At 41.9% G+C, this 26,139-nt stretch carries 23 protein-coding genes; 13 read left to right on the forward strand and 10 right to left on the reverse strand.

The window, feature by feature from the left end; all coding sequences use genetic code 11:
* The first annotated feature begins 637 nt into the window (after positions 1 to 637).
* From ID165_RS07520 to ID165_RS07530, 3 genes are read left to right on the forward strand one after another with little or no spacing between them, the layout of a single operon-like run.
* Positions 638 to 1,708: a HEPN domain-containing protein gene (locus ID165_RS07520; RefSeq protein WP_192349745.1), complete on the forward strand. Its 1,071-nt coding sequence runs from the start codon at positions 638 to 640 to the stop codon at positions 1,706 to 1,708.
* A complete protein-coding gene (locus ID165_RS07525) occupies positions 1,698 to 2,030 on the forward strand; it encodes a hypothetical protein (RefSeq protein ID WP_192349746.1) in 333 nt (110 codons plus the stop codon). The genes ID165_RS07520 and ID165_RS07525 overlap by 11 nt, the downstream gene beginning before the upstream one ends.
* Positions 2,023 to 2,319, forward strand: coding sequence for a hypothetical protein (locus ID165_RS07530; protein ID WP_192349747.1), 297 nt, complete (start codon positions 2,023 to 2,025; stop codon positions 2,317 to 2,319). The genes ID165_RS07525 and ID165_RS07530 overlap by 8 nt, the downstream gene beginning before the upstream one ends.
* A 1,091-nt stretch (positions 2,320 to 3,410) precedes the next feature.
* On the opposite strand, the gene ID165_RS07535 is transcribed toward ID165_RS07530, so the two are convergent.
* Positions 3,411 to 5,780: a S9 family peptidase gene (locus ID165_RS07535; RefSeq protein ID WP_192349748.1), complete on the reverse strand. Its 2,370-nt coding sequence runs from the start codon at positions 5,778 to 5,780 to the stop codon at positions 3,411 to 3,413.
* A gap of 27 nt (positions 5,781 to 5,807) precedes the next feature.
* Positions 5,808 to 6,143 carry an Hpt domain-containing protein gene (locus ID165_RS07540; RefSeq protein WP_192349749.1) on the reverse strand — a complete coding sequence of 112 codons (336 nt, stop codon included), beginning with the start codon at positions 6,141 to 6,143 and terminating at the stop codon, positions 5,808 to 5,810.
* Between the two features lie 411 nt (positions 6,144 to 6,554).
* Between ID165_RS07540 and ID165_RS07545 the strand changes: the two genes are divergently transcribed.
* Positions 6,555 to 7,202, forward strand: a complete 648-nt coding sequence (locus ID165_RS07545) for a hypothetical protein (RefSeq protein ID WP_192349750.1) — start codon at positions 6,555 to 6,557, stop codon at positions 7,200 to 7,202.
* 343 nt (positions 7,203 to 7,545) lie between these two features.
* Here the strand turns inward: ID165_RS07545 and ID165_RS07550 are convergent, their stop codons facing one another.
* Complete coding sequence (locus tag ID165_RS07550) at positions 7,546 to 8,163, reverse strand: deoxynucleoside kinase (RefSeq protein ID WP_192349751.1); 618 nt, start codon at positions 8,161 to 8,163, stop codon at positions 7,546 to 7,548.
* 7 nt (positions 8,164 to 8,170) lie between these two features.
* On the reverse strand, positions 8,171 to 9,061 hold the full coding sequence (locus ID165_RS07555) for a 3-hydroxybutyryl-CoA dehydrogenase (RefSeq protein WP_192349752.1): 891 nt from the start codon (positions 9,059 to 9,061) through the stop codon (positions 8,171 to 8,173).
* A 177-nt stretch (positions 9,062 to 9,238) separates the two neighbouring features.
* Between ID165_RS07555 and ID165_RS07560 the strand changes: the two genes are divergently transcribed.
* Positions 9,239 to 10,075 carry a S1 RNA-binding domain-containing protein gene (locus ID165_RS07560; protein WP_192349753.1) on the forward strand — a complete coding sequence of 279 codons (837 nt, stop codon included), beginning with the start codon at positions 9,239 to 9,241 and terminating at the stop codon, positions 10,073 to 10,075.
* Here the strand turns inward: ID165_RS07560 and ID165_RS07565 are convergent.
* Entirely contained in the window at positions 10,053 to 10,427 is a 375-nt protein-coding gene (locus ID165_RS07565; protein WP_192349754.1) for an arsenate reductase family protein, read from the reverse strand. The two genes, ID165_RS07560 and ID165_RS07565, sit on opposite strands and share 23 nt — an antisense overlap.
* Positions 10,428 to 10,531: 104 nt before the next feature.
* On the opposite strand from ID165_RS07565, the gene ID165_RS07570 reads away from it, so the two are divergent.
* Positions 10,532 to 11,026 carry a YkgJ family cysteine cluster protein gene (locus ID165_RS07570; RefSeq protein WP_192349755.1) on the forward strand — a complete coding sequence of 165 codons (495 nt, stop codon included), beginning with the start codon at positions 10,532 to 10,534 and terminating at the stop codon, positions 11,024 to 11,026.
* 46 nt (positions 11,027 to 11,072) lie between these two features.
* On the forward strand, positions 11,073 to 12,005 hold the full coding sequence (locus tag ID165_RS07575) for an ROK family protein (protein ID WP_192349756.1): 933 nt from the start codon (positions 11,073 to 11,075) through the stop codon (positions 12,003 to 12,005).
* Here the strand turns inward: ID165_RS07575 and ID165_RS07580 are convergent.
* On the reverse strand, positions 11,986 to 12,372 hold the full coding sequence (locus tag ID165_RS07580) for a hypothetical protein (protein WP_192349757.1): 387 nt from the start codon (positions 12,370 to 12,372) through the stop codon (positions 11,986 to 11,988). The two genes, ID165_RS07575 and ID165_RS07580, sit on opposite strands and share 20 nt — an antisense overlap.
* Positions 12,373 to 12,862: 490 nt before the next feature.
* Here ID165_RS07580 and ID165_RS07585 point away from each other — a divergent pair, with 490 nt between their 5' ends.
* The 4 genes from ID165_RS07585 to ID165_RS07600 all read left to right on the forward strand — a co-directional run bounded on the left by ID165_RS07585 (position 12,863) and on the right by ID165_RS07600 (position 19,151).
* Positions 12,863 to 13,357, forward strand: coding sequence for a DNA topoisomerase IV (locus ID165_RS07585; RefSeq protein ID WP_192349758.1), 495 nt, complete (start codon positions 12,863 to 12,865; stop codon positions 13,355 to 13,357).
* A 23-nt stretch (positions 13,358 to 13,380) separates the two neighbouring features.
* Positions 13,381 to 15,282, forward strand: a complete 1,902-nt coding sequence (locus ID165_RS07590; protein ID WP_192349759.1) for a DNA topoisomerase IV subunit B — start codon at positions 13,381 to 13,383, stop codon at positions 15,280 to 15,282.
* Positions 15,283 to 15,619: 337 nt separating this feature from the next.
* Positions 15,620 to 18,238 (forward strand): DNA gyrase/topoisomerase IV subunit A, encoded by a 2,619-nt coding sequence (locus ID165_RS07595; RefSeq protein WP_192349760.1) that lies wholly within the window; start codon positions 15,620 to 15,622, stop codon positions 18,236 to 18,238.
* A 184-nt stretch (positions 18,239 to 18,422) separates the two neighbouring features.
* Complete coding sequence (locus ID165_RS07600) at positions 18,423 to 19,151, forward strand: RNA methyltransferase (RefSeq protein ID WP_192349761.1); 729 nt, start codon at positions 18,423 to 18,425, stop codon at positions 19,149 to 19,151.
* On the opposite strand, the gene ID165_RS07605 is transcribed toward ID165_RS07600, so the two are convergent.
* A complete protein-coding gene (locus ID165_RS07605) occupies positions 19,123 to 19,728 on the reverse strand; it encodes a hypothetical protein (protein WP_192349762.1) in 606 nt (201 codons plus the stop codon). The two genes, ID165_RS07600 and ID165_RS07605, sit on opposite strands and share 29 nt — an antisense overlap.
* Before the next feature lie 263 nt (positions 19,729 to 19,991).
* A complete protein-coding gene (locus tag ID165_RS07610; protein WP_192349763.1) occupies positions 19,992 to 20,429 on the reverse strand; it encodes a peptidylprolyl isomerase in 438 nt (145 codons plus the stop codon).
* A 526-nt stretch (positions 20,430 to 20,955) separates the two neighbouring features.
* Between ID165_RS07610 and ID165_RS07615 the strand changes: the two genes are divergently transcribed.
* A complete protein-coding gene (locus ID165_RS07615; protein ID WP_192349764.1) occupies positions 20,956 to 21,210 on the forward strand; it encodes a hypothetical protein in 255 nt (84 codons plus the stop codon).
* Positions 21,211 to 21,393: 183 nt separating this feature from the next.
* Here ID165_RS07615 and ID165_RS07620 read toward each other — a convergent pair whose 3' ends face one another.
* Positions 21,394 to 23,445: a glutamine--tRNA ligase/YqeY domain fusion protein gene (locus ID165_RS07620; protein ID WP_192349765.1), complete on the reverse strand. Its 2,052-nt coding sequence runs from the start codon at positions 23,443 to 23,445 to the stop codon at positions 21,394 to 21,396.
* Between the two features lie 370 nt (positions 23,446 to 23,815).
* Between ID165_RS07620 and ID165_RS07625 the strand changes: the two genes are divergently transcribed.
* On the forward strand, positions 23,816 to 25,336 hold the full coding sequence (locus tag ID165_RS07625) for a GH3 auxin-responsive promoter family protein (protein WP_192349766.1): 1,521 nt from the start codon (positions 23,816 to 23,818) through the stop codon (positions 25,334 to 25,336).
* On the opposite strand, the gene ID165_RS07630 is transcribed toward ID165_RS07625, so the two are convergent.
* Positions 25,320 to 25,985, reverse strand: coding sequence for a hypothetical protein (locus tag ID165_RS07630; protein WP_192349767.1), 666 nt, complete (start codon positions 25,983 to 25,985; stop codon positions 25,320 to 25,322). The two genes, ID165_RS07625 and ID165_RS07630, sit on opposite strands and share 17 nt — an antisense overlap.
* Between the last annotated feature and the right edge of the window lie 154 nt (positions 25,986 to 26,139).

Consider the following 26,139-nt stretch of genomic DNA (forward strand, 5'->3'; position numbering starts at 1 on the left):
TCTTAGGTAAAATAGGCATTTGGCGGTGATAATTTATTCTATTTCTAAAATCTTCGCGTCAGTTTATGTCTGGCAGTGACTACAGATCGATTTTGTTCAACCCCCTATGGGGTTGGGCTAAACAGACGTGATCTGCTATGATCCATGGGTTGCACCCATGGTTATTGAGGGTTTGATCCCTTCAGGATCGGGACAGGCTCTTCAGGATCATTGAATACAAAAAAGACTTAGAGTTTGGTAGGTCATCCGGTTTACTATTTCTTTCGTATAGTCATGATAATGGGGAGGATTAGTTAGTGTTAATAGGAATTGTTTCAAAGAAAGTATGAAATCATACTTGTTCGTCATCACTTAGCAAATATTACCGATTGAAAGCCGACCACGAAGTGGTCAAACTTTTCAATAGCCACCCATGAAATGGGTGGTTAGCTGACGTAATGGGGATATAGGATCAACCCTGAAGGGGTTGAACTTACTAATTAATCGCCTACCCATATTTCTAGCATAACCTTCTGTATTTAATCCTTCTGCTAGAATAAGCTATCCTTTCTCAGAATAGATTACCTATAAATGTTTTTTGAGCTTTATCCCAATGCTGATCATTAGTTGCCAGCAGAGACAATAAACTGTTTTAATAATGGGACAAAATCACTTTACTTCCAGCCAGGCAAGAAAGGAGCTTCTATCAAATCTTTTTGCTGAGTTTGGGGAGGAGACAGGAGTGAAGCTTCAACTTTGGCGTCTCTTCAAGTCCTGGATAGCTGATCCTGACGCTGAAAAGGATTTGAATAAACGAAAGGGAATGATTCGGTTCTATGAGAATCTACAATCCTTGGTAGATGCGCTATATCAAGCTGAACCCCTTCCAGAACCCGAACCTTTTCCCGAGGTTATCCAAACTTCAGAGAGTTACTTTCTTCAGCTGATCGAAGCCTTGAAGATTCTTGTGGATCCCGAAATGATCTTTCTGTTTGATCTTCCCAATCTCGGACATCTGGATATCTCACGCCGACGGGAAGTGTATGTGGTGCTCAAGCATCAGGAGCTGGAAATGTATCAGAATACACTGGGACTGTTCAGTTTTCTGGCTGCGGGCAAACAGGAGATCGCCATCCACGCTATAAATCGGAATTACTTAGGCAAAGAACTTCGTACCGGTAACCTCTTTTTCATAACACATTTTCATTCTGGGAAACTGATTTTCAAAAAAGAAGGAGTAAAAGGTCTCCCAGAGATGGATGATGAACAGTTGAAGGAGAAGATGGTGCTGGTGTGCCAGAGTCTGGATAAAAACTGGGAGACTTCAGATCTGTTTTGGAGACATGCCATACAGGAGCAGGAGGATTCGAATTGGGGTATGTCACTGTACTTTATCCATCAAAGTCTGGAATTACGTCTTCGGGGATTGATTTTGGCCTGGGAAGGCTATGAGCGAAAAAGCCATGAAATAAGGATACTGCTTCGGGAATGCTACAAGTTTATTCCCGAACTGATATCGCTTTTTCCACAAGACTGTATAGAGGAAAAACACCTACTACAGACCTTGGAAGATTCCTACTGCAAGGCAAGGTATAAGGTAGATTTTCCGATAAAGAAAAAGATTGCTGAGCTCCTGACTGATCGTGCCAGACAGATTCAGAAGCTATGTCAGCGCCATTATGAACATTATTTCCAACCACTTCAAAAGCAAATACATCATGAAAACTGACCTAAACGTCTCTATAAATGAACTGATTGAAGAACTGATTATGGCGGATATGAAGCATTCCCAGCTGACTGATGGATTAGGAGCGTTGGATTTATGTACTGAAAACCATTACCTCGGAATCTATGATCTGCTGCTTAAAATTTTTCAAGTAGAAAGATGCGTAGGGGTTGATGGATTTACCCATACCTATCTTTGCTACATGCACAAGGCAAGTGACTTTCCCATTACCCACTTAGGAGAGGAACTTCGTCCTTTAGCCAAAGAATGCTATCAGTCTTTGGTCGAGCTTGCCAAAGAATTAAAAGGAGGGGAGGATGAATAAGGATTTATTTATTGAAGAATTGATTCTTCAGGATCTGAGGCATATGCAGTTGATCTATGGATTGGAGGCTATTGGTTTTACGGAGGAAGGATTTTACTCTTTGGATCTTTGTTTTTGTATTGCGGAGTTGATGGGGGTGAGAGGGGAGGAATCAATAGATAAGTTTTATAAAGTCTATCGGGGACATATAGAGAAATGTAGGGATTTAGAAATTACTTGTAGCCGTAAAAATCTCCGGCCTTTAGCCAATGAATGCTATTTGGAACTGAAGAAGCTGGAAGGGCAATAGTGCGGCAAATTGCCTCTTTTCCCGGAATTCCTTTTTGAAATAGTTAGAGAACAAATATCGTCCGTCCCTCTGGGACTTTGCCAGATCATATTGCATTCAGAGATCCAGCCATTGAAATGGCTGGCAATAAGATGGGTCGTCCCTCTGGGACTGATAAGGAATTAAATGTTATTAAATATGAACGATATATAAACCAGCAACTTGATTATCAGTAAAATGTAATGAAGGGTTTCGATTCAAATTAATGCCGTAGGCATGGCCGATTCTATAGCCAGCCATTTTAATGGCTGGTAAAAAGGATAAAACGATGGTTTGCAAAATGCCTTTAGGCATGACCGATATAGTATCATATCTCCCAATAATAGATTGAATCTCTACAATAAAATCATGTATGGTGTTGAACCGATATCGTCTGTCCCTCTGGGACTTTGCCATATTATATTGCAATTCAGAGATCCAGCTATTGAAATGGCTGGCAATGAAATGGGTCGTCCCGCTGAGGGGCGAGCGTTAAAGATTTGTCCAGTGGACAAATCTAGCGAGCAGCCAGCCTGTAGGGTGGGTTAAGTTTGATTAATTTGCCGGACTTACAAATTTTATATATCCATGATTTGTGTTCTGGAGATTGGCAAGAATATGGGCCGTCCCGCTGGGATTGGTACTAGTGTATATGTACAAATAACTTACTATACTTGAATACCAGTTGGAAATGAGCGAGCATTTCCCCTTTGGGCCTGATAATTATTGGCGTCAGTATTGTTCATATGAACTCCATTGAAGAAGAATCTTTATAGAAAATTTGCAAAGAGTTTAGGATGTTGCTCCGTAAAAGTCACCCATCATCCAGCAAAATAAAAATCTCAGACCTTTCGATCTGAGATTTTTTCAAAAATTAATTATATCTAAAAAACCGCTGTTCGGATTTGCAATCCCAAACTCTCTTTGGTAGAATTTAAAATCCGGCACGTAACAGTTTACTTTTTATCTCAAACCTACACTTCCCATATTTCAAACGCTCTCCGGTCTTCTATCTCCCGTCTTTGGGTTTTCCATCAGACGCCCAGCACTCCGACACCCAAGCTCACTCATCCCTATTCCTCCAAAAGTGTTTCATTAAACAACTTCAAGATCCGCTTGTATTCATCTGTCCAGGAGCTTGGCTCCACGAACCCATGATCTTCCACGGGATAAATAGCCATTTCCCAATTGTCTTTGCCCAATTCTATAAATCGCTGCGAAAGCCTTACTACATCTTGGAAGTGCACATTCACATCCACCATTCCATGAGCCATCAGCAAGTTTCCCTTTAGGCCTTCGGCAAAGTAAATAGGAGAGGAACGACGATAAGCAATAGGGTCTTCTTCAGGGGTGTTAAGAATATTGGCAGTATAACCGTGGTTGTAATGCGCCCAATCAGTAACCGAGCGAAGAGCTGCACCGGATTTGAATGTTTCAGAAGCATTGAAAAGCGCCATCAACGTAATAAAACCACCATAACTACCGCCGTATAAACCCACACGATCCGGATCAACTCCGTGAGAGGCTACCAGGTATTTCACTCCGTCAACTTGATCGGACAGGTCTTTTCCTCCCATGTGACGATAGATTCCCGTTCTCCAATCACGGCCATATCCGGCAGATCCACGGTAGTCAATGTCCAAAACTGTGTATCCTAAATCTGTCAACAGATTATGAAACATGTATTCCCTAAAATAGCTGCTCCACCATTTGTGAACGTTCTGCAAGTAACCGGCTCCATGTACGAACACTACAGCTGCGCCATTCTTTTTGGCCGGTTCCGGGAGGTAAAGTCTTGCGGGTACCTGGGCCCCATCTTCTGCTGTGAACTTCACCAGCTCGGGTTCTCTCCAACTGTAAGCTTTAAATTCCTCGCTTTGACCGAAGGTCAATTGCCCGGCTTTTGCATCTGCTTTGTTGTCTTGAAGGTAAAGCTCCGCTGGTTTATTGCTGTAGGAATAGATGATTGCCAGCTTTTTCTCATCGGGAGAAAGCGAGACCTCATTGTTACCGGTCAGAGATGTAAGTTTTTGCATTTTTCCCCCCATCACCGGCATCTTGTAGAAATGCCGCTCTCCAGGATGTACTTCAGAGGTGGTCAAGTACCATGATTTCTTGTCCTTAGAAAGAAAGGGATTAAAGATCTCATAATTTCCTGATGTTAGCGCTTTCTTTTCACCCGAAGTTACATCCAGTAGGTAGAGATGGGAATAACCGCTTTCTTCAGACTGAAAATAAATGTGTTTGTTGTCGGGGAGCCATCCCATGGTGCCACCGGAGAATGAATAACCAATGCCTGGACCGGCTATCCAAGCTTCATCCCGCTGTCTATCAAGTGTGGTTAATTTCCCTGTTTTCAAATCGATTGAAGCAATCCATCGATCTTTATTGTCTGTAGACCGGATGTTTAGGATAGCTTTTTTGCCATCAGGAGAAAAATATGGATTTGAGAAAATGACGTCTCTTTCTTTTTCTTCCCATTCTTTATCAGGGTAGTCAGTTACATAATCCGGCAGATCTTTGATTCCGGGCAGATCAGAAGAACTAATGAGATACACCGTATCCCGCTGTAAATCGTAGATTCCCACGTCCGTTTTAGTAGGGCTTGCCCCGACTTTTGACCGTGCGTTCAGCTCCACTGTGTATCCAGAGGCATCCACGTAATCCGGAACTTTGGTATTCTTATTCTCCGAAGAATTATAGATGGTGAAAGTTGCGTAGTTTCCGTCAGGAGACAACTGTAGATTTACAGGGCTTTTCCCCTCCGTATAGTAGGTGAATTTGTCCTCATCGGAATCACGGTAGGCATCCCTGTAATCACTTCTCATCTTACTTTTCTCTTTCCGTTCTCTTACCACTCCAAGAAGTTCTAGGTTTTCTGATTCCAGCCAGGCCATCTTTTCTTCCTTATCCTTGGAATTGTCCTTAGGTTTGGTTTCCGTGGATATGGAGGTCACTTTTCGAAATGTTTTGGAAGATCTATTGAAGATGAAAATATTGCTCTTTGAAGTAAATGAGATCTCCGATTCATTTGCCATAAACTTTGGATTGGTAAAGTTTTCCGGCCACTCAAGAAGTACCTCCGAAGTAAGCGTATTCATATTTTCAAGCATCAGCTTTTTGTCTACTTGATATATACGCAGAGACTTATCGGAATTAAAATCTTCTTCACTGCGCTCATTGTTCTTTAGCTCTTTCCAATCTACTTTAGAAACAGTAGTCTTATTGGCTAAATTTAGTTTGTAGACTGAATCAGCGGGATTCTTTTCAGGATTATACCGAAAGTAAATAGTTTGGGAATCATCACTCCAGGATGCTGAAGAAGGGAAAGTTCCCATCCACATGGGGTCCCTCATAATGTACTCTACACTTAAAGATGATTGAGCCTGGGCTTGCAAAAGGACAAAGCAAAGCAAAGGCAGAAACAGTAGTTTTCGCTGCATATTCGTATGGGTTTGTTTATTCTGAATTCAATTTAGTGCTATAAGAAACTGATTCAATTCCGTTTCGATACCGATAAGGTCTGCTTGAAGGCTTTCATTCAATTCTGGGAAACCGGAAGGATTTTTTTCGATTTCTTCTAAAATTTTTCGTGTCTTTAGAGCTCCTATGTACACCATTGTTGGCTTGGCTTTGTGACAAAGATTCTTGATTGTAGTGTAGCTATTCTGTTTATAAAATATATCCAACTCCTTCAAATCTTTGATATTGGTTTCTAGAATTATCTGAACCATTTCTCTGATCATCTCTGGCTCATCTTCCCCAAAGTACTGATAAATCGATTGTTCACTTATGAATTTATACATGACTGGATGAAGAAGGTGCTAAAATGTGAAAAAGTCGGTTTGGCAACCGTCTTCCTAAAATTAAACACATTTTCTAAAAAGTATGATTTTCTGCCAACGTTTTCAACAATTCATGAATAATGGTCTTAGATTTCCCATGATTGGTTAATTTTGCACCCCATCAAGACAGCTAAAATACGGTATGCAGCGGAATAAGAAGATATTTTTGATCCTGTTTGTGATATTCATGTTGATCATGTGCTGGATCGGTTATGATATTTCGCAGAGAACCACCTTTCCGGGTTCGAAGGGGAATTTAGAGCAGAGGATAGGTGATGATTTGGAAAAGGGAGGGAAATAAAACTGCTGTTGTATAAGTTTGTACGATGGATTACGATTACCCGGTAGTCTTACCGGGCTAAAACCAACTCAATGGATAACTTAATGACCCGTCAGCTTGACCTTATTTTACGGGAAGGGAAAGTCGCTTTTGAGCGGAATTTTGAATTAGAATTAGAACCAAAATACTTAGATCGGAAAGGACAGGGTTGGCTTTCTGAAATCTATGAAGATCTAGGGGGAGTTGGAAGATTTCCTTTGCTTGAGAAGTTGAAATTTGACTTTAAAATCAACCGAAATTTATTTGTGTATGATGATGAAACCCACTTCAATAGATATCGACTAATTTCCTTTAGATCAGAACTTTATTCTGAATTAAATTTCCCCTTTCTGGAAACTCAAAAAAGATTATGCAGAAGCTATGAGAAAGAATGTCTGAAGGTGGGGATGCAGCAAAGGGTCTGGAGTGGAGTTCCTTTGGCCAGGCATTGTTTTGGTGAAGCGACTGAGCCGGGAGACTTCTCTGCAAATGGAGCGGTAGGATGGAAGCTTACCGCCTACAACGACTCCCAATTTGACATCCAAACAAGGATTCATGGCTATAAACTTTTCCGCATTACGCCTTTCGAGACACTAATGACAGGAGGATCCCTAAAGCGACTGGACCAATTGCTTGTCAACCCAAAAGAGGAGCAACGCGCGATGTTGTTGAATTGGTTTATCCGGAAATATAAAGGGTGATTTTTCACCACAGAGGCCACAAAGGTTTTCGCAGAGGTCGCTATGTCGGATGGGCAAGAACAATGTGTTTTCTTGCCGCTTAGTAGTTCATACCTAGTTTTTTACATTGATCGGAGGTTTTCCATAATGGACTTTCTACTTTGTAAATACGGATGGGCCATCAGTCAGATACAGTTTGTTCTTGATTACCTAGAATCATAGGACTCATAGTTTTTTGAGAAATATAGACTCGTTCTCAATACGAGAGTGGGCCCATAGAGATCGGGAAATCAATCTCTCTACAAGTCAGATCAGCTCTTAGTTTTTCTATGTGACTATATGATTGATTTCAGTGCTTTATAGCTTAGGAAAATAGTCCAAATATCTCTCTTTCCACTTTTTCCACCACAAAAGAGAAATCGCCCGGATTCTCCACAAAGTCCAGATTATTGACATCTATAATCAATAATTTTCCCTCAGCGTATCCGGTGATCCACTCTTCATAATGTGTGTTGAGGTTTTTCAGATAATCTATCCGCATGGTCGTCTCATAGCTTCTCCCGCGTTTTTCTATCTGACCCACAAGTTTCGGGATATCAGCTTTCAGATAAATCAACAGGTCGGGAGCTTTCACATGGGCAATCATGCTTGTGAATAAGCTTTGATAATTTTGATAATCCCGCTCGGTCAACAATTTGCTTTTATAGAGATTGGCAGCGAAGATATAGGCATCTTCGTAAATAGTCCTATCCTGAATTGTAGGAATTTTACTTTCCTGAAGGGTCTTGATTTGGTTGAATCGGGAATTTAGAAAATACACCTGTAGATGAAAAGCCCATCTCTTCATATCTTCATAAAAGTCAGGGAGATAAGGGTTTTCATCTACAGCTTCAAATTCAGCTTTCCAGCCATAGTGTTTAGCTAGTTTTTCGGTAAGGGTAGTCTTCCCGCTACCAATATTTCCGGATACAGCGATGTGCATAGTTTAGTTAGTTGTCAAAGCGGGGAGCAACTGCCATGTCTTTGCTTCCGGCAGTGTATTTATAAAAGCCTTCACCGGTCTTTACTCCTTTATAACCGGCCTGAACCATATTCACCAGCAAAGGACATGGAGCGTATTTTGGGTTGCCAAAGCCCTCATGAAGTACTCTGAGGATAGAGAGGCAAACATCCAAGCCGATAAAGTCTGCCAGCTGCAAAGGCCCCATGGGATGTGCCATTCCAAGTTTCATCACAGTATCAATCTCATTCACTCCAGCTACTCCTTCAAAGAGGGAGTAAATCGCCTCATTGATCATCGGCATCAATAGTCTATTTGCCACAAATCCAGGATAATCATTTACTTCCACAGGATCTTTTGAGAGATTGGAAGATAAAACCATTACTCTGGCGGTCACTTCGTCAGAAGTAGCATAGCCCCGGATTACTTCCACCAGTTTCATCACAGGTACCGGATTCATAAAGTGCATTCCAATCACCTGCTTAGGCCTGGAAGTGACGGCAGCTATTTTAGTAATCGATATAGAAGAAGTGTTACTGGCCAGAATAGCCGTTTCAGGACTGAATTTATCGATTTGCTGAAAAAGATCCAGTTTGACCTCCATGTTCTCCGTGGCTGCTTCCACCACAAGGTCAGCTGATTTTACACCTGCTTCCAAGTCGGTAAATGTAAGAATCCTGTCTAATGTTGCCTTTTTATCGTCTTCTGTAATCAGTCCCTTGCCAACTTGTCTGTCTAAGTTCTTGTTGATAGTAGTCATGGCTTTGTCCAAAAAAACCTGTTTGATATCTATCAGACTGACTTCATAGCCATGCTGCGCAAATACATGGGCGATGCCGTTTCCCATTGTGCCGGAACCTATGACTGAGATGTTTTTCATAAAAAGGTAATTGAAGGTTAAAGTTAGAATTTGGGTTTATTTCAACGGAATTAGGCTGTTGAAGAGTTCAAAGCTAATCCTGCCTGTCACTAAATCCAATTTTTTAACTTTTGATTCCTGACTTTGTTTGTCATAAAAGTTCAGTTTCAAACTGCGATTATTGCGTACCTTTAAGGCATGAAGGAACTTGGTCTAATTTCAAAATTACCCATTAATAGATTTACGGATTTCGGTGCCTATTTGGCTCTCAGTTCAGGAGAAGAACTTTTGCTTCCCAAAGGATACCTCACAGGTGAGGAAAAAGAAGGAGACGAAATTGAAGTTTTTGTTTACACGGATAGTGAGGATCGGCCGGTTGCCGTGACTCAGAAGCCCTTGGCACTCTTGGACGAATTTGCTGTCTTGGAAGCTAAGGAAGTCACTTCTTTCGGAGCATTTGTAGACTGGGGGCTTCCAAAAAATCTGTTTGTTCCCAAATCTGAAATGGGCAAAAACATGGAGGTTGGCCAAAAGTATTTGGTGAAAATCTGTGTTGATTACAAAACCAACCGATTAATCGGAGTCAATAAGTATCGTGACTTTATGCGGTTGGCACCGCTGGATTGGGAGGAGGGAAAGGAACTTGAGGGAGTCATTTTCGAGGAAACTGATTTGGGTTTCAAAGTATTGATAGACAATGAATATGAAGGTTTGCTTTTCAAAAATGAAGTTTTCCAATCCTTGGAATTGGGCGAAAAACGCAAAGTCTACGTGAAAAAGAACCGTGAAGACGGTAAGTTGGACTTGCAGTTGCTTCCTTTCGGGCGTGTGAAGTACGATGAGGGGTCAGAGAAAATACTTGCGATTTTGGAATCCAAAGGTTTTTTGCCTTTGCATGACAAATCATCTCCTGAGGAAATTCAGGAGCATTTGAGCATGAGCAAAAAGCATTTCAAACAATGTATCGGCCAGCTGTACAAAGCGAGAATGATTCAAATTGAGCCTGATGGAATCAGACTAAATGCATCGAATTGAGTTTTAGGATATCAGTGGGCGTAAGGCATAGCACTGCGCTTCCGCGAAGACTGGCTATCGGGGCTTTGATCAGATTGGGAGATTTGATCAAGATATTAAGCCAACTTTCGTCATCCCAGTTTTTGCCTGCAATAAACCGCTGATAATCCGGATGTGCCCGGTTGAGAAGATCCTTTGCCCGGAGATTCAATTTGAGCAAAAGACTATTCCATTGGGTGGGTGTAAGCCTTTCTTTACTCAGGTCTATTGTATTGACGAATTGGGACATTGATTTGGCATAAGCAAGTGTTTGCTTATCCACTACCTGAGTAGGCGAATGATAGAAATACAGTTCTGAAGGATGAGTTTTCATGGCTAAGGGTATTTTGATGCTTTATAAGATACTGAAAATCTATATTTTATAAAAGAATTATTTTCATTAAATAGCTATTTTGAATTATTGAACCTCCATATAGAATGGATATTGATCTTGAAAATTTCGGTAAAGAGAGCAAGTCAGAATATTCTTCCAACCAGAAATTAAAGGCTAGACTCAGAAAAGTAAAGCCGAAAATCCTGGACCAAAGATTTGAGATGTTGCATATAGAGACGTTTGGTGAGATAGACTGCTTGGCTTGCGCAAATTGCTGTAAAACTACAAGTCCGATTTTTCTGAATACGGATATTGACCGTCTGGCTAAAGTATTTCGAATGAAGAGCAGTGCTTTTATCGATGAGTACCTGCATCGGGACGAGGAAGGCGATTATGTCTTAAATTCGGCTCCATGCACTTTCTTGGGGATGGATAATAAATGTCTTGTATATGAGGACAGGCCTAAGGCCTGTAGGGAGTATCCGCATACCGACCGTAAAAAAATGCATGGGATTTTGGAGCTTTCGCTTAAAAATACGCTAGTTTGTCCTGCTGTTTTCAAAATTTTCCAGCAGATTGGCAAGGATTATAGGAAGTAATGCTATTCTTTTGCTTTTTTGAAATCATAAACCTATTAATAATATTATGCAAAATCAGGAATCACGTTTCCTAGGAGTGGACGTGGGGGGAACTCACTTGAAAATCGGCCTTGTAGATAAGGAAGGTAATATTTTAGACTTTGTAAAGGAAGATACCACCTCTTATCGTGATCATCCTGAGGGATTTGGGCCTGCTTTTATCGCAGGTATGGGGAAATTCTTGACCAAATACCCCGAAGTGAAAAATGTAGGAATCGGTTTGCCCGGCATGATTTCAAAGGATAGGACAACAGCTCTTGAAATCCCGGCAATCCCCACACTTAACGGTTTCAATCTTAAAAAGGGATTGGAAGAGAAGTACCCCGGATATGATTTTGTTTTGGAAAATGATGCTGCAGCTGCGGCAATCGGGGAGTTTTATTTTGGAAAGGACGATCCTTCACAGAATTTCCTCTTTATCACCATGGGAACCGGAATAGGTAGTGCCTTGGTATTGGATGGAGAAGTGTTCAAAGGATCCCGAGGCAATGCAATGGAAATGGGACATATGCTTTCCCAAGGGGCAGCTAGGCTTGAGACGCTTATCGGAAGACAGGGGATTTTGAATATTATGTCACGTTTTATAGATGCATATCCTGAAAAGGCGGGAGTTTTGGTTGGTGCAGAATTGGGGACTCATCTTCTGGTTGACACGGCCAAGGCCGGAAACCCGGTGTCATTGATGGTATTCGAAGAAGTAGGAAGGATTTTGGGTGAGGCGATTGTCTCGGCTATTCGTATTTTAGATGTTACCGATGTTTATTTTGGTGGCGGAATTTCTGCGGGTTTGGAATTTATGATGCCCACGCTTGACCGTACGATCAAACAATATTTATCTCAGTACTACAGTAAAGATCTGTTGTTGAAAAAGGCCACTCTTGAAAACAACGCAGGTACACTCGGTGCAGCTGCACTGTGTTTTATGGGTTCTGGTTTGTAATAGTCACTTCGGATACTTTGCTTATGGCATTCAGTCGAAAAAGAACTCTTAGGGGTTCTTTTTCTATTTCTACTCCATCACAGTTGCCACTGGGTTCTAGAAAGTAGAAAAAGAAGGTTTGGCTTTTATCCACCAACTCCACACGGTCGGGACGTCCAAATGTCTTGATCAAAGCTTGGTTATCAACTCCCAAATAAGAGTGCTTTAACCGCTCAAGTTCTTCCAGATCTTGTATCCTTAATCCTTTACATCCATATCGGTCAGACTTCCAGTTTTCCATATTCATACTTCCCGTATCCCTTTTGGAACTGCATGAAAAGACGATGGAAAGAAATAGAGCAGAGAAAAAGAGTAAGGATTTATTCATGATTGCACAGAAATGGAATTGGGATTTGAGTTGCTGATTTTTCCATAGCCAATAGAAAGAACCCAAACAATAGGTGCCTAAGATTCCGACTAGGATCGGCAAAGGTAGGAGAGATTGGACTAAGAAAAAGGCAACAGTGACAAAAGCCACAATTCTTGCTACTTGTTAGGGTAAACACCGCTTTTTGTTTTCAAAGACTCCTGAAAAATTCACAGGAGTCCACATGATCGGTATACTCACTAGGACTTTGGGTAGGCAGTTAAAGCTGTAAACGTTCAGGAGAAAGAGCATGTAGGTAAATCCGAGGACAATCATTTCTGCTGCCATCAAAATCAAATATATCGTAATAGCGATCACTACTGGTCTGAGGTTCATTATTTTGGGTGTTTTTGCGAAGCTACTTGTCAAAGATAAAGATAAAAGGATCGGCGATAAGTCGGATTCAGTTTGTTCAAATCCTTTATATTAGCGCATTCAATTCCCCTCAATTATGTATTACCGATTCGGAAAAGCCTTTTATTTCCTAAGTGTTGTCCTGTTCATTTTCTTTCTCCTGTATTTCTATTCAGCTTTGCCGGAGAAGGTCAGTTACAATTTTGATGAAAATGGGCTGTCACCCGAAAAGGTAAGTAAGGAGATGTTTTTTTATGGAATGATCGCCATTTTTATTATAATGAACATGGTTGTTCTACTTCCTCCCAAATTGCTTGAAACCAAAAATCATCAAGGCCTGACCCGCATTTTCCCGATTGGTGATAAGTTTCGGGATTATTATTTGGGTTGGTTTTATTCTTTCGGGGGTATCCTTAACATGAGTTTGGGCATGTTGGTATTTTATACTCATGCGATCAATAATCAAGAGGAAATCGCTGCTAGCCAGTACAATTTCTTCTTTTATCTCATTCCCGGGCTTTTTGTCGTTTGGGTGATAGGATTGTTCGCTATTCTTGTGGGGAAATTCAACCAAGTGAAAAATAGATCTTGAGCAGAATAAGTATCAAATAGCATATGGCTGAAGCAGTTAAATACACAGAAGACAGTATCAAGTCCCTCGATTGGAGGGAGCATATCAGGCTAAGACCCGGTATGTATATCGGTAAATTGGGAGATGGCAGTGCCCAGGATGATGGGATTTATGTCCTTGTAAAAGAGGTTCTGGATAATTCTATTGATGAGCACATGATGGGGTATGGGAGAACCATAGATGTCAAGATCTCCGAACACAAGGTGGAAGTACGTGACTATGGCCGTGGTATTCCGCTAGGCAAAGTCATCGATTGTGTATCCAAGATCAACACGGGCGGTAAATACGATTCAGGGGCTTTCCAGAAGTCTGTAGGACTAAATGGGGTAGGTACCAAGGCAGTGAATGCGTTGTCTGACTTTTTCAAAGTACAGGCTTATCGTGAGGGGGAAACCAAAGTAGCCGAATTCGAAAAAGGCATCTTGGTAAACGATCCCCCGATCAACAAAACATCAGACAGAAATGGCACAAAAGTCGTTTTCTCTCCTGATGGCGGTATTTTCAAAAATTACCATTTTATACCTGAATACCTGGAAAATCAGATTTGGAACTATGCCTATCTGAATGCAGGTCTTACGATCAATTATAACGGAAAGAAGTATTTCTCTGATAGGGGACTTTACGATTTGCTCTCTAACAAGATAGATGAGGAGACTCAGCGGTACCCTATCATTCACCTGAAAGGGAATGATATAGAAATGGCTCTCACTCACTCCAATCAGTATGGGGAAGAGTATTATTCTTTTGTCAACGGGCAATACACAACCCAGGGCGGCACGCATTTGGCCGCTTTTCGGGAAGCAGTGGTTAAGACTGTCCGGGAATTTTTCAAGAAGGACTACGATGCTTCCGACATTCGTCAGAGTGTGGTAGCAGCCATTTCCATCCGGGTGCAGGAGCCTGTGTTCGAATCCCAAACCAAGACTAAACTAGGGTCACAATCTGTAGGTCCTGATGGTCCGACCGTACGTACGTTTATCAATGACTTCCTTAAGACTGAGCTGGATAATTATTTGCATAAAAATCCCGCTGTTGCCGATGCCCTTTTAAAAAGAATCCTTCAATCTGAGCGTGAGCGCAAAGAGATTTCCGGTATTAAGAAACTGGCAAACGAACGGGCAAAAAAAGCCAATCTTCACAATAAGAAACTCAGAGACTGCCGTGTGCACTATGATGATCCCAAGGCCAATGAGGATGTGAAAGCAAATACTATGCTCTTCCTGACTGAGGGTGACTCTGCCTCGGGATCTATCACCAAATCCCGTGATGTACAGACGCAGGCGGTGTTTTCCCTTAGAGGAAAACCTTTGAATTGCTTTGGGATGACCAAGAAAGTGGTGTATGAAAATGAGGAATTCAACCTTCTCCAACATGCACTGAATATTGAGGATGGAATAGAAAACCTTAGGTACAGGAAGATTGTAATCGCAACGGATGCAGATGTCGATGGGATGCACATCCGCTTGCTGATCATGACATACTTCTTGCAGTTTTTTCCGGACTTGGTGAAGAATGGGCATTTATTTATTTTGGACACCCCGCTTTTCCGGGTTAGGAACAAAAAAGAGACAATCTATTGCTATACAGACGAGGAACGGCAGCGGGCAATTCATAAGCTGGGTAACAAGCCTGAGATTACCCGATTTAAAGGTTTGGGGGAGATATCTCCGGAGGAATTCGGAGGATTTATCGGAGAGGATATTCGTTTGGAGCCGATAATATTGAATAAAGAAACTAAAATAGGAGACTTGCTGACTTTCTATATGGGAAAGAACACCCCTAACCGTCAGAACTTTATTATAAAGAATCTAAAGATAGAAAAGGACTTGGCACTTGAGGATCCAAAGGCAAAAGAAGCAGGGGAAGAGGAAATCGAAGCGGCGTAGCATTGCATTTTTTTACAATAAAATAATGATGTAAATCTAATGCAGTATGAGATCGTGGATACTAATGTATCATGTGGCCTTATAAATAAAATTATAAACACATGAAATCGGGCATGACGAAGAACGTCAGACAGAGGAAAGATTATCCGTTATGCGAGATTCTCCCGAAGAACAATCGGGACGGGCTATCCCGATTTTCGGGACAGGTAATGGCCATTGAAAAACAATTATAATCGTATGAAAATAAAATTTCAAATGATTACTTCCTGATAGGAAATTTGATTTCTGTTGGATTGGTATTGGTGACCTTCCAACTTTATAACTACCGGACTATAACATGAGTGACGAAAACAATTTGCCAAAGGACGGCGACGAATCTCTGCACACATCTGTCCCTGTGACAGGAATGTACCAGGAATGGTTTCTGGATTATGCTTCTTATGTGATTCTGGAACGGGCTGTTCCGGCAATCGAGGATGGCTTGAAACCCGTACAGCGTCGTATCCTGCATGCGATGAAAGAAATGGACGATGGGCGATTCAATAAAGTCGCCAACATCATTGGCCAATCCATGCAATTTCACCCCCACGGTGATGCTTCCATAGGCGACGCTATCGTAAATCTCGGTCAAAAGGACCTGTTGATTGAAACTCAAGGTAACTGGGGAGACGTGCGTACCGGAGATCGGGCGGCAGCGGCCAGATATATTGAAGCCAGACTCTCCAAGTTTGCACTTGAGGTATTGTTTAATTCCCAGACCACCGAGTGGCAACTTTCATATGACGGTAGAAAACGCGAGCCGGTAACGTTGCCTGTCAAATTTCCGCTTTTACTTGCACAAGGAGTAGAAGGAATTGCAGTGGGACTTTCCACCAAGATCCTTCCGCATAACTTCTGTGAGTTGATTCTTGCGTCAATTGAGATTCTCAATGGAAATAAATCCAATGTGCTTCCGGATTTTATCACCGGCGGATTTGCAGATTTTTCCGAATACAATGAAGGTCTTAGAGGGGGGAAAGTTAAGGTTAGAGCCAGAATTGAAGAGGAAGATAGTAAAACCTTATTAATTAAGGATATACCCTATGGAACCACAACTGACACATTGATTGATTCTATCCTCAAAGCCAACGATAAAGGAAAGATTAAAATCAAGAAAGTCGTCGACAACACTGCCAAGGATGTAGAAATAGCCATACAGCTTGCGCCGGGTGTTTCTCCCGATGTGACGATAGATGCGTTGTATGCATTTACAGATTGTGAGGTGTCGATTTCGCCAAATGCCTGTGTGATTATCAAGGATACTCCGATATTCCTTACCGTAAATGATATCCTGGAGTATAATACCAAGCAAACCAAAGCACTTCTCAAGCGCGAATTAGAAATTCGCAAAGCGGAATTGATGGAGAAATTGCTTTTTTCATCTCTGGAAAAAATATTTATCGAAAATAGGATCTATCGGGATATTGAAGAGTGTACTACTTGGGATGATGTCTTGAAGGCAATAGATGAAGGTTTGGATCCATATAAACCTGATTTTTATAGAGAGATCACTACAGAGGATTTGGTCCGTTTGACAGAAATTAAGATCAAGCGTATTTCCAAATTTGATACGTTCAAGGCGGACGAGCTGATGAAACGTCTTCAAGATGAGCTGAAGGAAGTGAATCATCATTTAAGGCATCTTACAGACTATGCAATTGCATACTATGAAAATCTGCTTACCAAATATGGCAAAGGACGTGAGCGTAAGACTGAAATCAGGACTTTTGATGCCATTCAGGCAAATGTAGTTGCGGCAAGCAATGCGAAGCTTTATGTGAACCGTGCAGATGGCTTTGTGGGATATGCGCTCAAGAAAGATGAATTTGTCTGTGATTGCTCTGATTTGGATGATATCATAGTGATTCGTAAGGACGGCGTATGCATGGTGTCCAAGATTCAGGAAAAGAACTTCATGGGTAAGGATATTTTGCACGTAGCTGTGTTCCGCAAAGGAGACGAACGGATGGTGTACAACTATATCTATTTGGATGGAGCTACCGGACGGGCGATGGTCAAGCGTTTTCAGGTACTGGCCGTCACTCGGGACAAGGAATACGTGCTTACCAAAGGGAGTAAAGGCAGTAAGACACTCTATCTCACAGCCAATGCAAACGGTGAAGCCGAGATCATCACAGTCTATTTGACCCAAGGTGCAAAAGCCCGTGTGAAAGTTTTTGACTTTGATTTTGCTTCAATAGATATCAAGGGCAGGGGTGCGGGAGGAAATATCCTGACTAGACATCCGATACGGAAAATCCAGTTGAAAATGGAAGGTGTATCTACGCTGGGGGGATTAAATATTTATTATGACTCGATCGTCGGCAGACTGAATACTGATGAGCGCGGGAAATTGATTGGTAATTTTCTGGGAGACGACAGAGTGTTGGTGTGCTACAAAAGTGGCGATTATGAATTGACCAGTTTCGAAACTACCAATAGATACGATGCTCCCAATGTCGTACTGATAGAGAAATTTGATCCCGATAAAGTGCTGTCAGCCATTTACTTTGATGGTGGTAGTAAAACGTATTATATAAAGAGGTTTCAGATAGAGACAACTACCTTAAACAAGAATTTCAATTTTATTTCAGATCATAAGCAGTCTTATCTGAAGCTTATTTCCACTGAGAAGCAGCCACAGGCACGCGTGACTCTGATCAAGGGCAAAGAGGAAGAAGTGATGGAGTATGACTTGGATATGCTGATTGATATCAAAGGCTGGAAGGCATTGGGAAATAAGTTGAGCACCTACCAAATAAAGGATCTCAGTTTGATTCCTTCCAAAAAAGCTGAGGCATCTGATGAAGCTGGCGCAGAGGGAGATGAAACTGATTTGGACGATGACTTGGAAATTGGCTCTACAATAGACCCACCTGTCAATAAAGACGATGAAGATCAACTGGGACTATTTTAAAGCCGGCATTGCTCATTAGTTTTCGTTATTGCAAGAAATCAGGTTGTTTGGAGTCTGAGTCCGCCGCGACGGATATGGTAAAGTAGAAAACAATAATAATAGTTGTGGCTGATTTTGAAGTAATTAAAAGCCAAAGTAGAATTGCTAATACGGAATGCGGGTTGACGCCCCATGTTTTTTCAAGATGGAAGAGGGAAATCACTTAGAAACTATAGATCAAGGCTGGTTGGATTATTTGAGCCAATACATCACTGTACATAAGAAAGCAGTAATGGAGAAGGTGTTGGCTCAAAGAACCCGCTTCCTTACCGTAGTCTTAGAGGATATTTTCAAACCCCATAATGCCAGTGCTGTTTTACGCACATGCGATTGTTTTGGGATTCAGGATGTGCATGTCATCGAAAAGGTGAATGCATACAAAATCAATCCTTATGTGACCCGGGGTGCTTCCCAGTGGGTGGATTTGCATAAGTATTACAGCAAGGAGGGTTCTGCGGTTCAGGATTGTTTTTCTAGCTTGAGAGATAGAGGGTATAAAATATATGGTACCAGTCCGTTACCGGGTTCTATCTCAATCTATGATTTAGAACCCGATGAAAAACTGGCACTGGTATTCGGAAATGAGCATGAGGGTATCAGTGCAGAAGTTCAGGAAAGCGTGGATGGATTGGTGCATATTCCCATGTTGGGCTTTACGGAGAGTTTTAATATTTCCGTGGCAGCATCCATTATGCTATATGAGCAGGTAAAAAAAGTGGAAAGGTACGAGCATCCTGATTTTTACTTGACAGAGCAGGAAAAACAACTCTTGAGAATGAAGTGGTATAGATCGGTGGTGAAGAGAGCAGATGTGCATGAGAAGGCTTACTTGAGTTCAAAAGGGCCTAGTTCTTCTTCTGAAAGATTGAGTTGATCTGCTCATTGAATGTTGGCTTTTGGGCTCTCTTTTTGGCTTTTTGCCGCTTTCTCTGTCTTTTCTTTTGCTCTTTGCTTTTTACCAAAACCATACGTGCGGAGATCCCCACTTGCCCTCTATAAAATTCTTCCCGCCCTGCCAGATTGATATTGGGCTTATAATCGAGAGAAATGACAGTATTCAATAAGGTAAGCTCCAAGCCTCCAATCAAATCCACCCCAGCAGTAGAATTTCCATAAGTATGCAGGATTTGTTTACTTTCCGGATCTTTTACAAAACTCTCCTCTACGCCAAATGAGGGACCAATTCCATAGTAATAATTAAAGCGTTTGGAGATGATGGGGCGGTGCTTTTCCATCAAGAGAGAAAATGTTGTATTGAGCTTGAAATCCGATTGTAAAATTCCTTCTAAGGTCAGTCCTTTCGTTATTCTTTGCTGAGCTGTAAGTCCAATAGTTCTGTACAGATTATTGTTGCCAAATCTAAGTCCCACAGCGGTTCCATAGCGCTGAGCGTGTGTGATGGTAAATGAAGTGAAAAAAATGATTGCAATGAGCGTAAGGCGTGCTTTCATAGGTTATTGTCAACAGAAATGACTGGTGTTCAATAACTATTCCAATCTTTCAATTTCATGTAGTCAAAAGGTATTTGATCCTGTTTCTCCGTGCGTGACACGAACAAAAGCGATTGTCAAGACGGCGTTCGTGTTGTTGTATTTCAGTAAACGGGAATCCCTCTGCGCAATTCTTTGTACCCTCTGTGGCAAATAGACTTAAAAAAAATGCCCTCAAAAGTAAGTTTCCTATGAGGGCATTCGTAAGGGATACAAAGTCAAGACTATAACTCAGAAACTACAATCTTCTCGATTTTATCCCCCGCTTTGATAGAGTCGATAACATCTAGTCCTTCCACTACTTTGCCGAAACAGGTGTGATTTCTGTCCAAATGGGCAGTATTGTCTCTGCTGTGGCATATAAAGAACTGAGATCCTCCTGTATTTCTACCGGCATGTGCCATAGAAAGTACACCGCGGTCATGGTATTGATTCTCGCCGTCTAGTTCACATTTGATGTGGTACCCCGGTCCGCCGGTACCATTTCCTTTGGGGCAACCGCCCTGTATCACAAAATTTGGGATAACTCTATGGAAAGTCAATCCATCGTAAAAACCCTTATTGGCAAGGTCAATGAAATTCTGAACCGCAATCGGCGCATCCTTTTCATAAAACTCGACTTTCATTGTACCTTTTTCCGTAATCAATTCTGCTGTCTTCATTTTTTCAGGTTTTCGTTATGTTCCAATCAGGAGCTTTTAAATGCTTAGCTCCGCAAAAATATAATAATTAGGATAAGAATTAACACAAAAATTATACAAGAGAAGATTTTATGAACTCTTACTCTCCCTGTATGAATGGAGGGTTAGAGCCGTATTATGCTACGGCACGGCGCGCTGGTTATTGCAGCCATTCATTGCTGTTTTGAAGTTTACCATATACGCCGCGGCGGACTCTGTCTCCAAACATGCCGATTTTCTTGTGGTTAGTCCTTCCCGAAAAGGGACCGGGACAGGCACTACGGATCCTCTAATGCAAAATCCGGGATGAAGAAAGATTTTTTTCGCAAATATCAATCTGTGAATATCCAAATCGATCTGTGTCAAAGTTTGTTTTACACCGGTTGACTATAGGAGAGTTAAATTATAGAAGTCCAAAAATTGGGATTCAAGTCTGTAAACCCCCATTTTTGTTGCCGTGAAAGTTGACATTGACTTTCCGCAAAGCATTTAAATACTTACAATCCGCATGTTCGAAGGACCTGATTATCCGAAATCCATAAAAGAAGAACTTTTTGAATCCTGGCTGGAAGAGGGTAGAGCCAGTATGATCAGTTACCATTTTATGCTGATTGTCTGGAATGTCTATGATGAAAAGTATAATCCTGTCTATGTGGAAAGCCGGGATGAGATAGAAAACTATGAGCTATATCCGGATGCGAAAGGTTCCGAAGCACTGATTGCAGTGTATGATTTATACTCAGAGAGTAGGGTAGCGATTTGAAATTTTATGCCCGTGTTCTCCTATGCCGTTAATAAAAGCATCGTAGATTTACTTTTAGCACATGAATCCAGGTGTAGAGTTTTTGCTTATTAGGAATAAATAGGAAACGCCCGTTGAATAAATCCATCGGGCGTTTCCTATTTGCTGAAAAACTGAATAACGAGAGTTAACAACCGCGATTGCTCACTTGGAAATACTCCCGGCTTCCTTGGCCAGCTCCACATTACCATCTGCCAATCCCGATGCGATAAAGGAATCAATCTCAGAATTTCTCTCTTGACCTTTGTTCAACAACACACCCAGTACAATCATTGCCCCGATTCGGGTACCCACTTTTTTGGCAGCGGTTTGAAATAGAGGTTCCAATTCCTCGTAAGTCACCTCTTCAGCCAAGCGCGCTATATCCGCTCTGGCTGCTGCAAGTTTGTCTCCCGAAAGATTGGTGTATTTCTTGGCAATCTTCTGAATCTCATTCAAAGCAGATCGTTGGCCCTGAGGTTGTCCTCCTCCTTGATTTGCTTGCTTAGTTGGCTGATTGTTCTGCGCAACAGGAGCAGGCTGCTGCTTAGCCCAGGAATCACGTAAACCCACTGTTTTGTTGAATACAAGTTTGTCGGCTGTAGAATCTTTATCCACTGTGAAGTAACCTAGGCGTTGAAACTGAAATTTATCACCCAGTTTGGCTTCTTTCAGATACGGCTCCAGGTATGCCTCTTTGATGACATTCAATGAATTAGGATTGACAAATTCCATAAAACTCTTGTCTTCGTGGCTGTCCGGAGCTTCGTCCAAGAAAAGTCGGTCATACTCCCGGACTTCCGCTTTGATGGCATGTTGGATAGAAACCCAGTGAAGTGTTCCTTTTACTTTTCGGGTGCTGGCTTCTGTTCCCGTTCCGGATCTTGAATCCAAGTCAGCCGTACAATGGATTTCAATAATATTTCCGGCATCATCTTTCACCACAGATTCACCTTTGATGATGTAAGCGCTTTTCAACCGGACTTCATTTCCCAGGGTTAAGCGGAAAAACTTGCTTCCTGCTTCCTCTTTGAAATCTTCCCGCTCGATGTAGAGTTCGCCGGAAAACGGTAATTCATGCGTTCCCGAATTTGGATCTTCAGGATTGTTTTCTGCGGAAAGAAGTTCAGTTTTTCCCTCCGGATAATTGGTAATCACCAATTTCACCGGGTCCAACACTGCCATCACACGGGTGGCGGTTTTATTCAAATCCTCACGGATGCAGTATTCCAGTAATGAAACATCCGTCACGCTGTCGCGCTTGGAGATCCCGGAGAGATCAGAGAATTTACGGATGGATTCCGGTGTATAGCCTCTTCTTCGCAGACCGGAGATGGTCGGCATACGCGGATCATCCCAGCCAGAGACAGTTTTAGTCTGTACCAATTCAAGCAGTTTTCGCTTACTCATCACCGTATAGCTGAGGTTTCTTCGGGCAAATTCCCGTTGCTTAGGCCTCAGTTTAGCAGGATCATAAATTTGGTCCAAAAACCAATCGTATAATTCACGGTGCATTTTGAACTCCAGTGTACAAAGCGAATGTGAAACCTGCTCTATGTAATCTGACTCTCCGTGTGCCCAGTCATACATCGGGTAGATGCACCATTCTGTACCTGTTCTGTGATGTGCCTTTCTCACAATTCTGTACAAAAGAGGATCACGCATCAGCATATTCGGCGAAGCCATATCGATTTTGGCGCGAAGCACATAGCTTCCCTGCTCAAATTCGCCGGCTTTCATCCGCCCGAATAAATCCAGATTTTCTTCCACAGATCGATCACGATAGGGACTAGCCACTCCCGGAGTGGTGGGCGTGCCTTTTTGCTCGGCCATAGCTGCGGCCGATTGTTGATCTACATAAGCCTTTCCTTCTTTGATCAGTTGAAGCGCCCAATCATACATTTGCTGGAAATAATCCGAAGAATAACATTCCTGAGCCCATTTGAAACCAAGCCATTGGATGTCGTTTTTGATGGCGTCTACATATTCCTGTTCTTCTTTGCTTGGATTGGTGTCGTCGAAACGAAGATTGACAGGAGCATCATGCTGCTCACCCAAGCCAAAATTCAGACAGATGGATGCGGCATGGCCTATATGTAGGTAACCGTTCGGCTCCGGAGGAAAACGAAAGCGAAGTTTGTCCGGAGAAAAGCCTGCGGCCAAATCGTCAGCGATGATTTGTTCAATAAAATTTAGAGTTGCGGATTCTTCAGTCATAGATCAAAATTGAAAGTCAAAATTAAGTCAAATGGCTTGAAAAGCAATTAGGGATACGTGAATCGGGTTGATGGGTAGATGGAAAATTCTGACTTCTTTTATTTACGATATGCGAATTACGATTTACGATGCATATTTCCTTGCTGGAGATCAATTAGGCTAATTTGCACTTGTTTGTGTATTGAATAAGAAAGGAATTTTTATACTTAAGAAGCAAGTTTAACCTTTGAGGATTAAAGTAAGGGGCCCAAACTTGCAAATGCCGTAAATCCAAAATCGTGATTTGTCAATAAAGCACGAATTGACTTCATACATTTGAATTCCCTTTAAAGGCACAGCCTTTGATTCACTCGTCCAAAAAACTCCACATATGGCCATCATTGGAAAGCTTGTAAAAGCCGGTATAGACCTAACTTCAAAATTTCAAACGGAGGACGAAAGCCCTCAAAACGCTCAAGAAAATCAGCTTAGAGAACTTTTAACCCAAGCCAAGAACACCGCTTTCGGGAAATATTATGGTTTCGGAGAAATTTTGAAAGCTGAAGACCTTATTTCAGCTTACAGACAAGAGGTTCCCATTTTCAATTACGACAACATGCACGAACAGTGGTGGTGCAGACAGGAGCGTTTGGAAGATATTACCTGGCCGGGCAAACCTGATTTTTTCGCTAGAAGCAGTGGTACCACCGGTAAAAGCAGTAAGCGAATTCCCATTACCAAAGAGTTTTTGGCTTCCATGAGATCGGTCGGATCGTCTATGATCAACTCTCTTCACGAGTTTGACTTTCCCGAAACTCTATTTGAATCGGAGGTTTTAATGCTGAGCAGTTCTGCCAGTTTGGAAGACAACGAACAAGGCTTTAAAGAGGGGGAAATCTCAGGAATCAATGTGAGTAATTTCCCCGGTTGGTTTGATATTTTCTACAGACCGGGGAAAGAAATAGCATCGATCAGTGACTGGGACGAGCGAGTTGAAGCCATTGCAGCGCAAGCTCCAAACTGGAATATTGGTGCCATTGCCGGGATCCCTTCTTGGGTGCTTTTGATGCTTCAACGGATTATAGCACGCCATGAATTGACTACTATTCATGAGATCTGGCCAAACTTTCAGGTATATGCCTCAGGAGGGGTTGCCTTCGAAACTTACCGGGAAGATTTTGAAGCGATTTGTAAAACTCCCGTTACCATTTTAGACACTTACTTGGCCTCAGAAGGTTTTATTGCCTATACGGGCACACCGGACACGATGGCGATGAAACTGGCGTTAAGCCATGGCTATTTTTTCGAGTTTATTCCTTTCGATAAGCGCGGAATCACTGATTCGGGAGAGTTGCTAAGTGATCCGCTAGTATTGGGAATAGATGAAGTGGAAGTAGGGGAGGAATATGTTCTATTGCTCAGCTCCTGTGCAGGTGCCTGGCGCTATACGATCGGAGATGTGGTTCGGTTTGAAAGTATGGAACCACCCCAAATTAAGATTACGGGCCGTACCAAATTCTTCCTCAATGTAGTAGGCTCTCAGCTTTCTGAGGAAAAGATGGATAAAGCTATTTTGGAATTGGCAGAATTATATGGCACCACCATTAACGAATATATGGTGGGGGCAATTAAAAATGAGCATGGTGACTATATCCATCAGTGGGTGCTTGTCTCCGATATAAAGTCCGAAGGATTAGCGGACAAACTCGACGAATTGCTCAAATCAGCCAACAAAAATTACGCGGTAGCCCGGTCCAAAGCACTTAAAGGTATTTCCGTTAAAGTTATTTCCAAGGATCAGTATACCAACTATTTATCCCAAACCAATAAAAAGGGAGGGCAGACTAAAACGCCTAAAGTCATGGTGGCTGAGAAAATGGAAAAGTTATTGAAAATTATAAATCAACCTTAGGCAAAATAGGCACTCGCTCATCGGGACAAAGCTCTGCTCCGCGCACTGACATATAGAATTTCTTAAGCTGATTTTGGTACACCGGAGAAATAAAGTCGTTTTCCATCAAGTACTTTTTGGTTGCTATAATTTCTTCTCTGAAGCCATGTCTGATAGCGATACTATCCGCTTCATGTTCCCGTTCGCGCTTGTATTTATCAGAGAGGGAATACCGTACTCCATAGAGAACCATCCCCATATTTGAATGATTCTCATAATCCACAATATGCCCCAGTTCATGGGCAAACCATCCCCTAAGAACATCTTCAGGCAAATCCGAAATATTCAGATCTCCCGAGTCTAAGACCTTTTTGGCAACGTTTAATTTGTACCGACGCTTATTGCTGAAAATCTCTCTGAGATCGATCACAGGCTGGGCCTGCATGGTAGATGTACTTAAATCCATTTGAATCACTTCAAATCCATAGCGATGCAATGAATCATACCGTGTCCAAACATCCAAGAAAGCATTTCTGACTTTTGGGTTTATACCTTCGGAAAAGTTGGGGGATTCAGCCGGTGGGGAAGAAGCATTTTTGATGGCGTACGAAACCGCTCCCAAAACAGTGAGGATCACTGCTCCCGCAAAAACTTTGTGTTTAAACTGCATTGGGAATAAAGATGCAAAGAGTATACCGGCAGTAAGATCTTCGAAATAAAGAGCAACATGAATGTGGTAAAGTGATAAGCAGATTTTGTGGATTTTTGAAAACTCGCTTGTATAGTGTATCGATTCAAGCTCTCTAAAAAAGTTCTATAAATGA

Origin of the sequence: Algoriphagus sp. Y33, from assembly GCF_014838715.1 — a bacterium.
Taxonomy (GTDB): Bacteria; Bacteroidota; Bacteroidia; order Cytophagales; family Cyclobacteriaceae; genus Algoriphagus.

Excerpts from the sequence above, each read along its gene's own strand:
- ID165_RS07620 (WP_192349765.1), bottom strand. The coding sequence starts at position 23,445 with ATGACTGAAGAATCCGCAACTCTAAATTTTATTGAACAAATCATCGCT.
- ID165_RS07605 (WP_192349762.1), bottom strand. The coding sequence starts at position 19,728 with ATGAAAGCACGCCTTACGCTCATTGCAATCATTTTTTTCACTTCATTT.
- ID165_RS07540 (WP_192349749.1), bottom strand. The coding sequence starts at position 6,143 with ATGTATAAATTCATAAGTGAACAATCGATTTATCAGTACTTTGGGGAA.
- ID165_RS07610 (WP_192349763.1), bottom strand. The coding sequence starts at position 20,429 with ATGAAGACAGCAGAATTGATTACGGAAAAAGGTACAATGAAAGTCGAG.
- ID165_RS07530 (WP_192349747.1), top strand. The coding sequence starts at position 2,023 with ATGAATAAGGATTTATTTATTGAAGAATTGATTCTTCAGGATCTGAGG.
- ID165_RS07625 (WP_192349766.1), top strand. The coding sequence starts at position 23,816 with ATGGCCATCATTGGAAAGCTTGTAAAAGCCGGTATAGACCTAACTTCA.
- ID165_RS07615 (WP_192349764.1), top strand. The coding sequence starts at position 20,956 with ATGTTCGAAGGACCTGATTATCCGAAATCCATAAAAGAAGAACTTTTT.
- ID165_RS07535 (WP_192349748.1), bottom strand. The coding sequence starts at position 5,780 with ATGCAGCGAAAACTACTGTTTCTGCCTTTGCTTTGCTTTGTCCTTTTG.
- ID165_RS07595 (WP_192349760.1), top strand. The coding sequence starts at position 15,620 with ATGAGTGACGAAAACAATTTGCCAAAGGACGGCGACGAATCTCTGCAC.
- ID165_RS07575 (WP_192349756.1), top strand. The coding sequence starts at position 11,073 with ATGCAAAATCAGGAATCACGTTTCCTAGGAGTGGACGTGGGGGGAACT.
- ID165_RS07555 (WP_192349752.1), bottom strand. The coding sequence starts at position 9,061 with ATGAAAAACATCTCAGTCATAGGTTCCGGCACAATGGGAAACGGCATC.
- ID165_RS07560 (WP_192349753.1), top strand. The coding sequence starts at position 9,239 with ATGAAGGAACTTGGTCTAATTTCAAAATTACCCATTAATAGATTTACG.
- ID165_RS07545 (WP_192349750.1), top strand. The coding sequence starts at position 6,555 with ATGGATAACTTAATGACCCGTCAGCTTGACCTTATTTTACGGGAAGGG.
- ID165_RS07565 (WP_192349754.1), bottom strand. The coding sequence starts at position 10,427 with ATGAAAACTCATCCTTCAGAACTGTATTTCTATCATTCGCCTACTCAG.
- ID165_RS07520 (WP_192349745.1), top strand. The coding sequence starts at position 638 with ATGGGACAAAATCACTTTACTTCCAGCCAGGCAAGAAAGGAGCTTCTA.
- ID165_RS07590 (WP_192349759.1), top strand. The coding sequence starts at position 13,381 with ATGGCTGAAGCAGTTAAATACACAGAAGACAGTATCAAGTCCCTCGAT.
- ID165_RS07600 (WP_192349761.1), top strand. The coding sequence starts at position 18,423 with ATGGAAGAGGGAAATCACTTAGAAACTATAGATCAAGGCTGGTTGGAT.
- ID165_RS07580 (WP_192349757.1), bottom strand. The coding sequence starts at position 12,372 with ATGAATAAATCCTTACTCTTTTTCTCTGCTCTATTTCTTTCCATCGTC.
- ID165_RS07630 (WP_192349767.1), bottom strand. The coding sequence starts at position 25,985 with ATGCAGTTTAAACACAAAGTTTTTGCGGGAGCAGTGATCCTCACTGTT.
- ID165_RS07525 (WP_192349746.1), top strand. The coding sequence starts at position 1,698 with ATGAAAACTGACCTAAACGTCTCTATAAATGAACTGATTGAAGAACTG.
- ID165_RS07550 (WP_192349751.1), bottom strand. The coding sequence starts at position 8,163 with ATGCACATCGCTGTATCCGGAAATATTGGTAGCGGGAAGACTACCCTT.
- ID165_RS07585 (WP_192349758.1), top strand. The coding sequence starts at position 12,863 with ATGTATTACCGATTCGGAAAAGCCTTTTATTTCCTAAGTGTTGTCCTG.
- ID165_RS07570 (WP_192349755.1), top strand. The coding sequence starts at position 10,532 with ATGGATATTGATCTTGAAAATTTCGGTAAAGAGAGCAAGTCAGAATAT.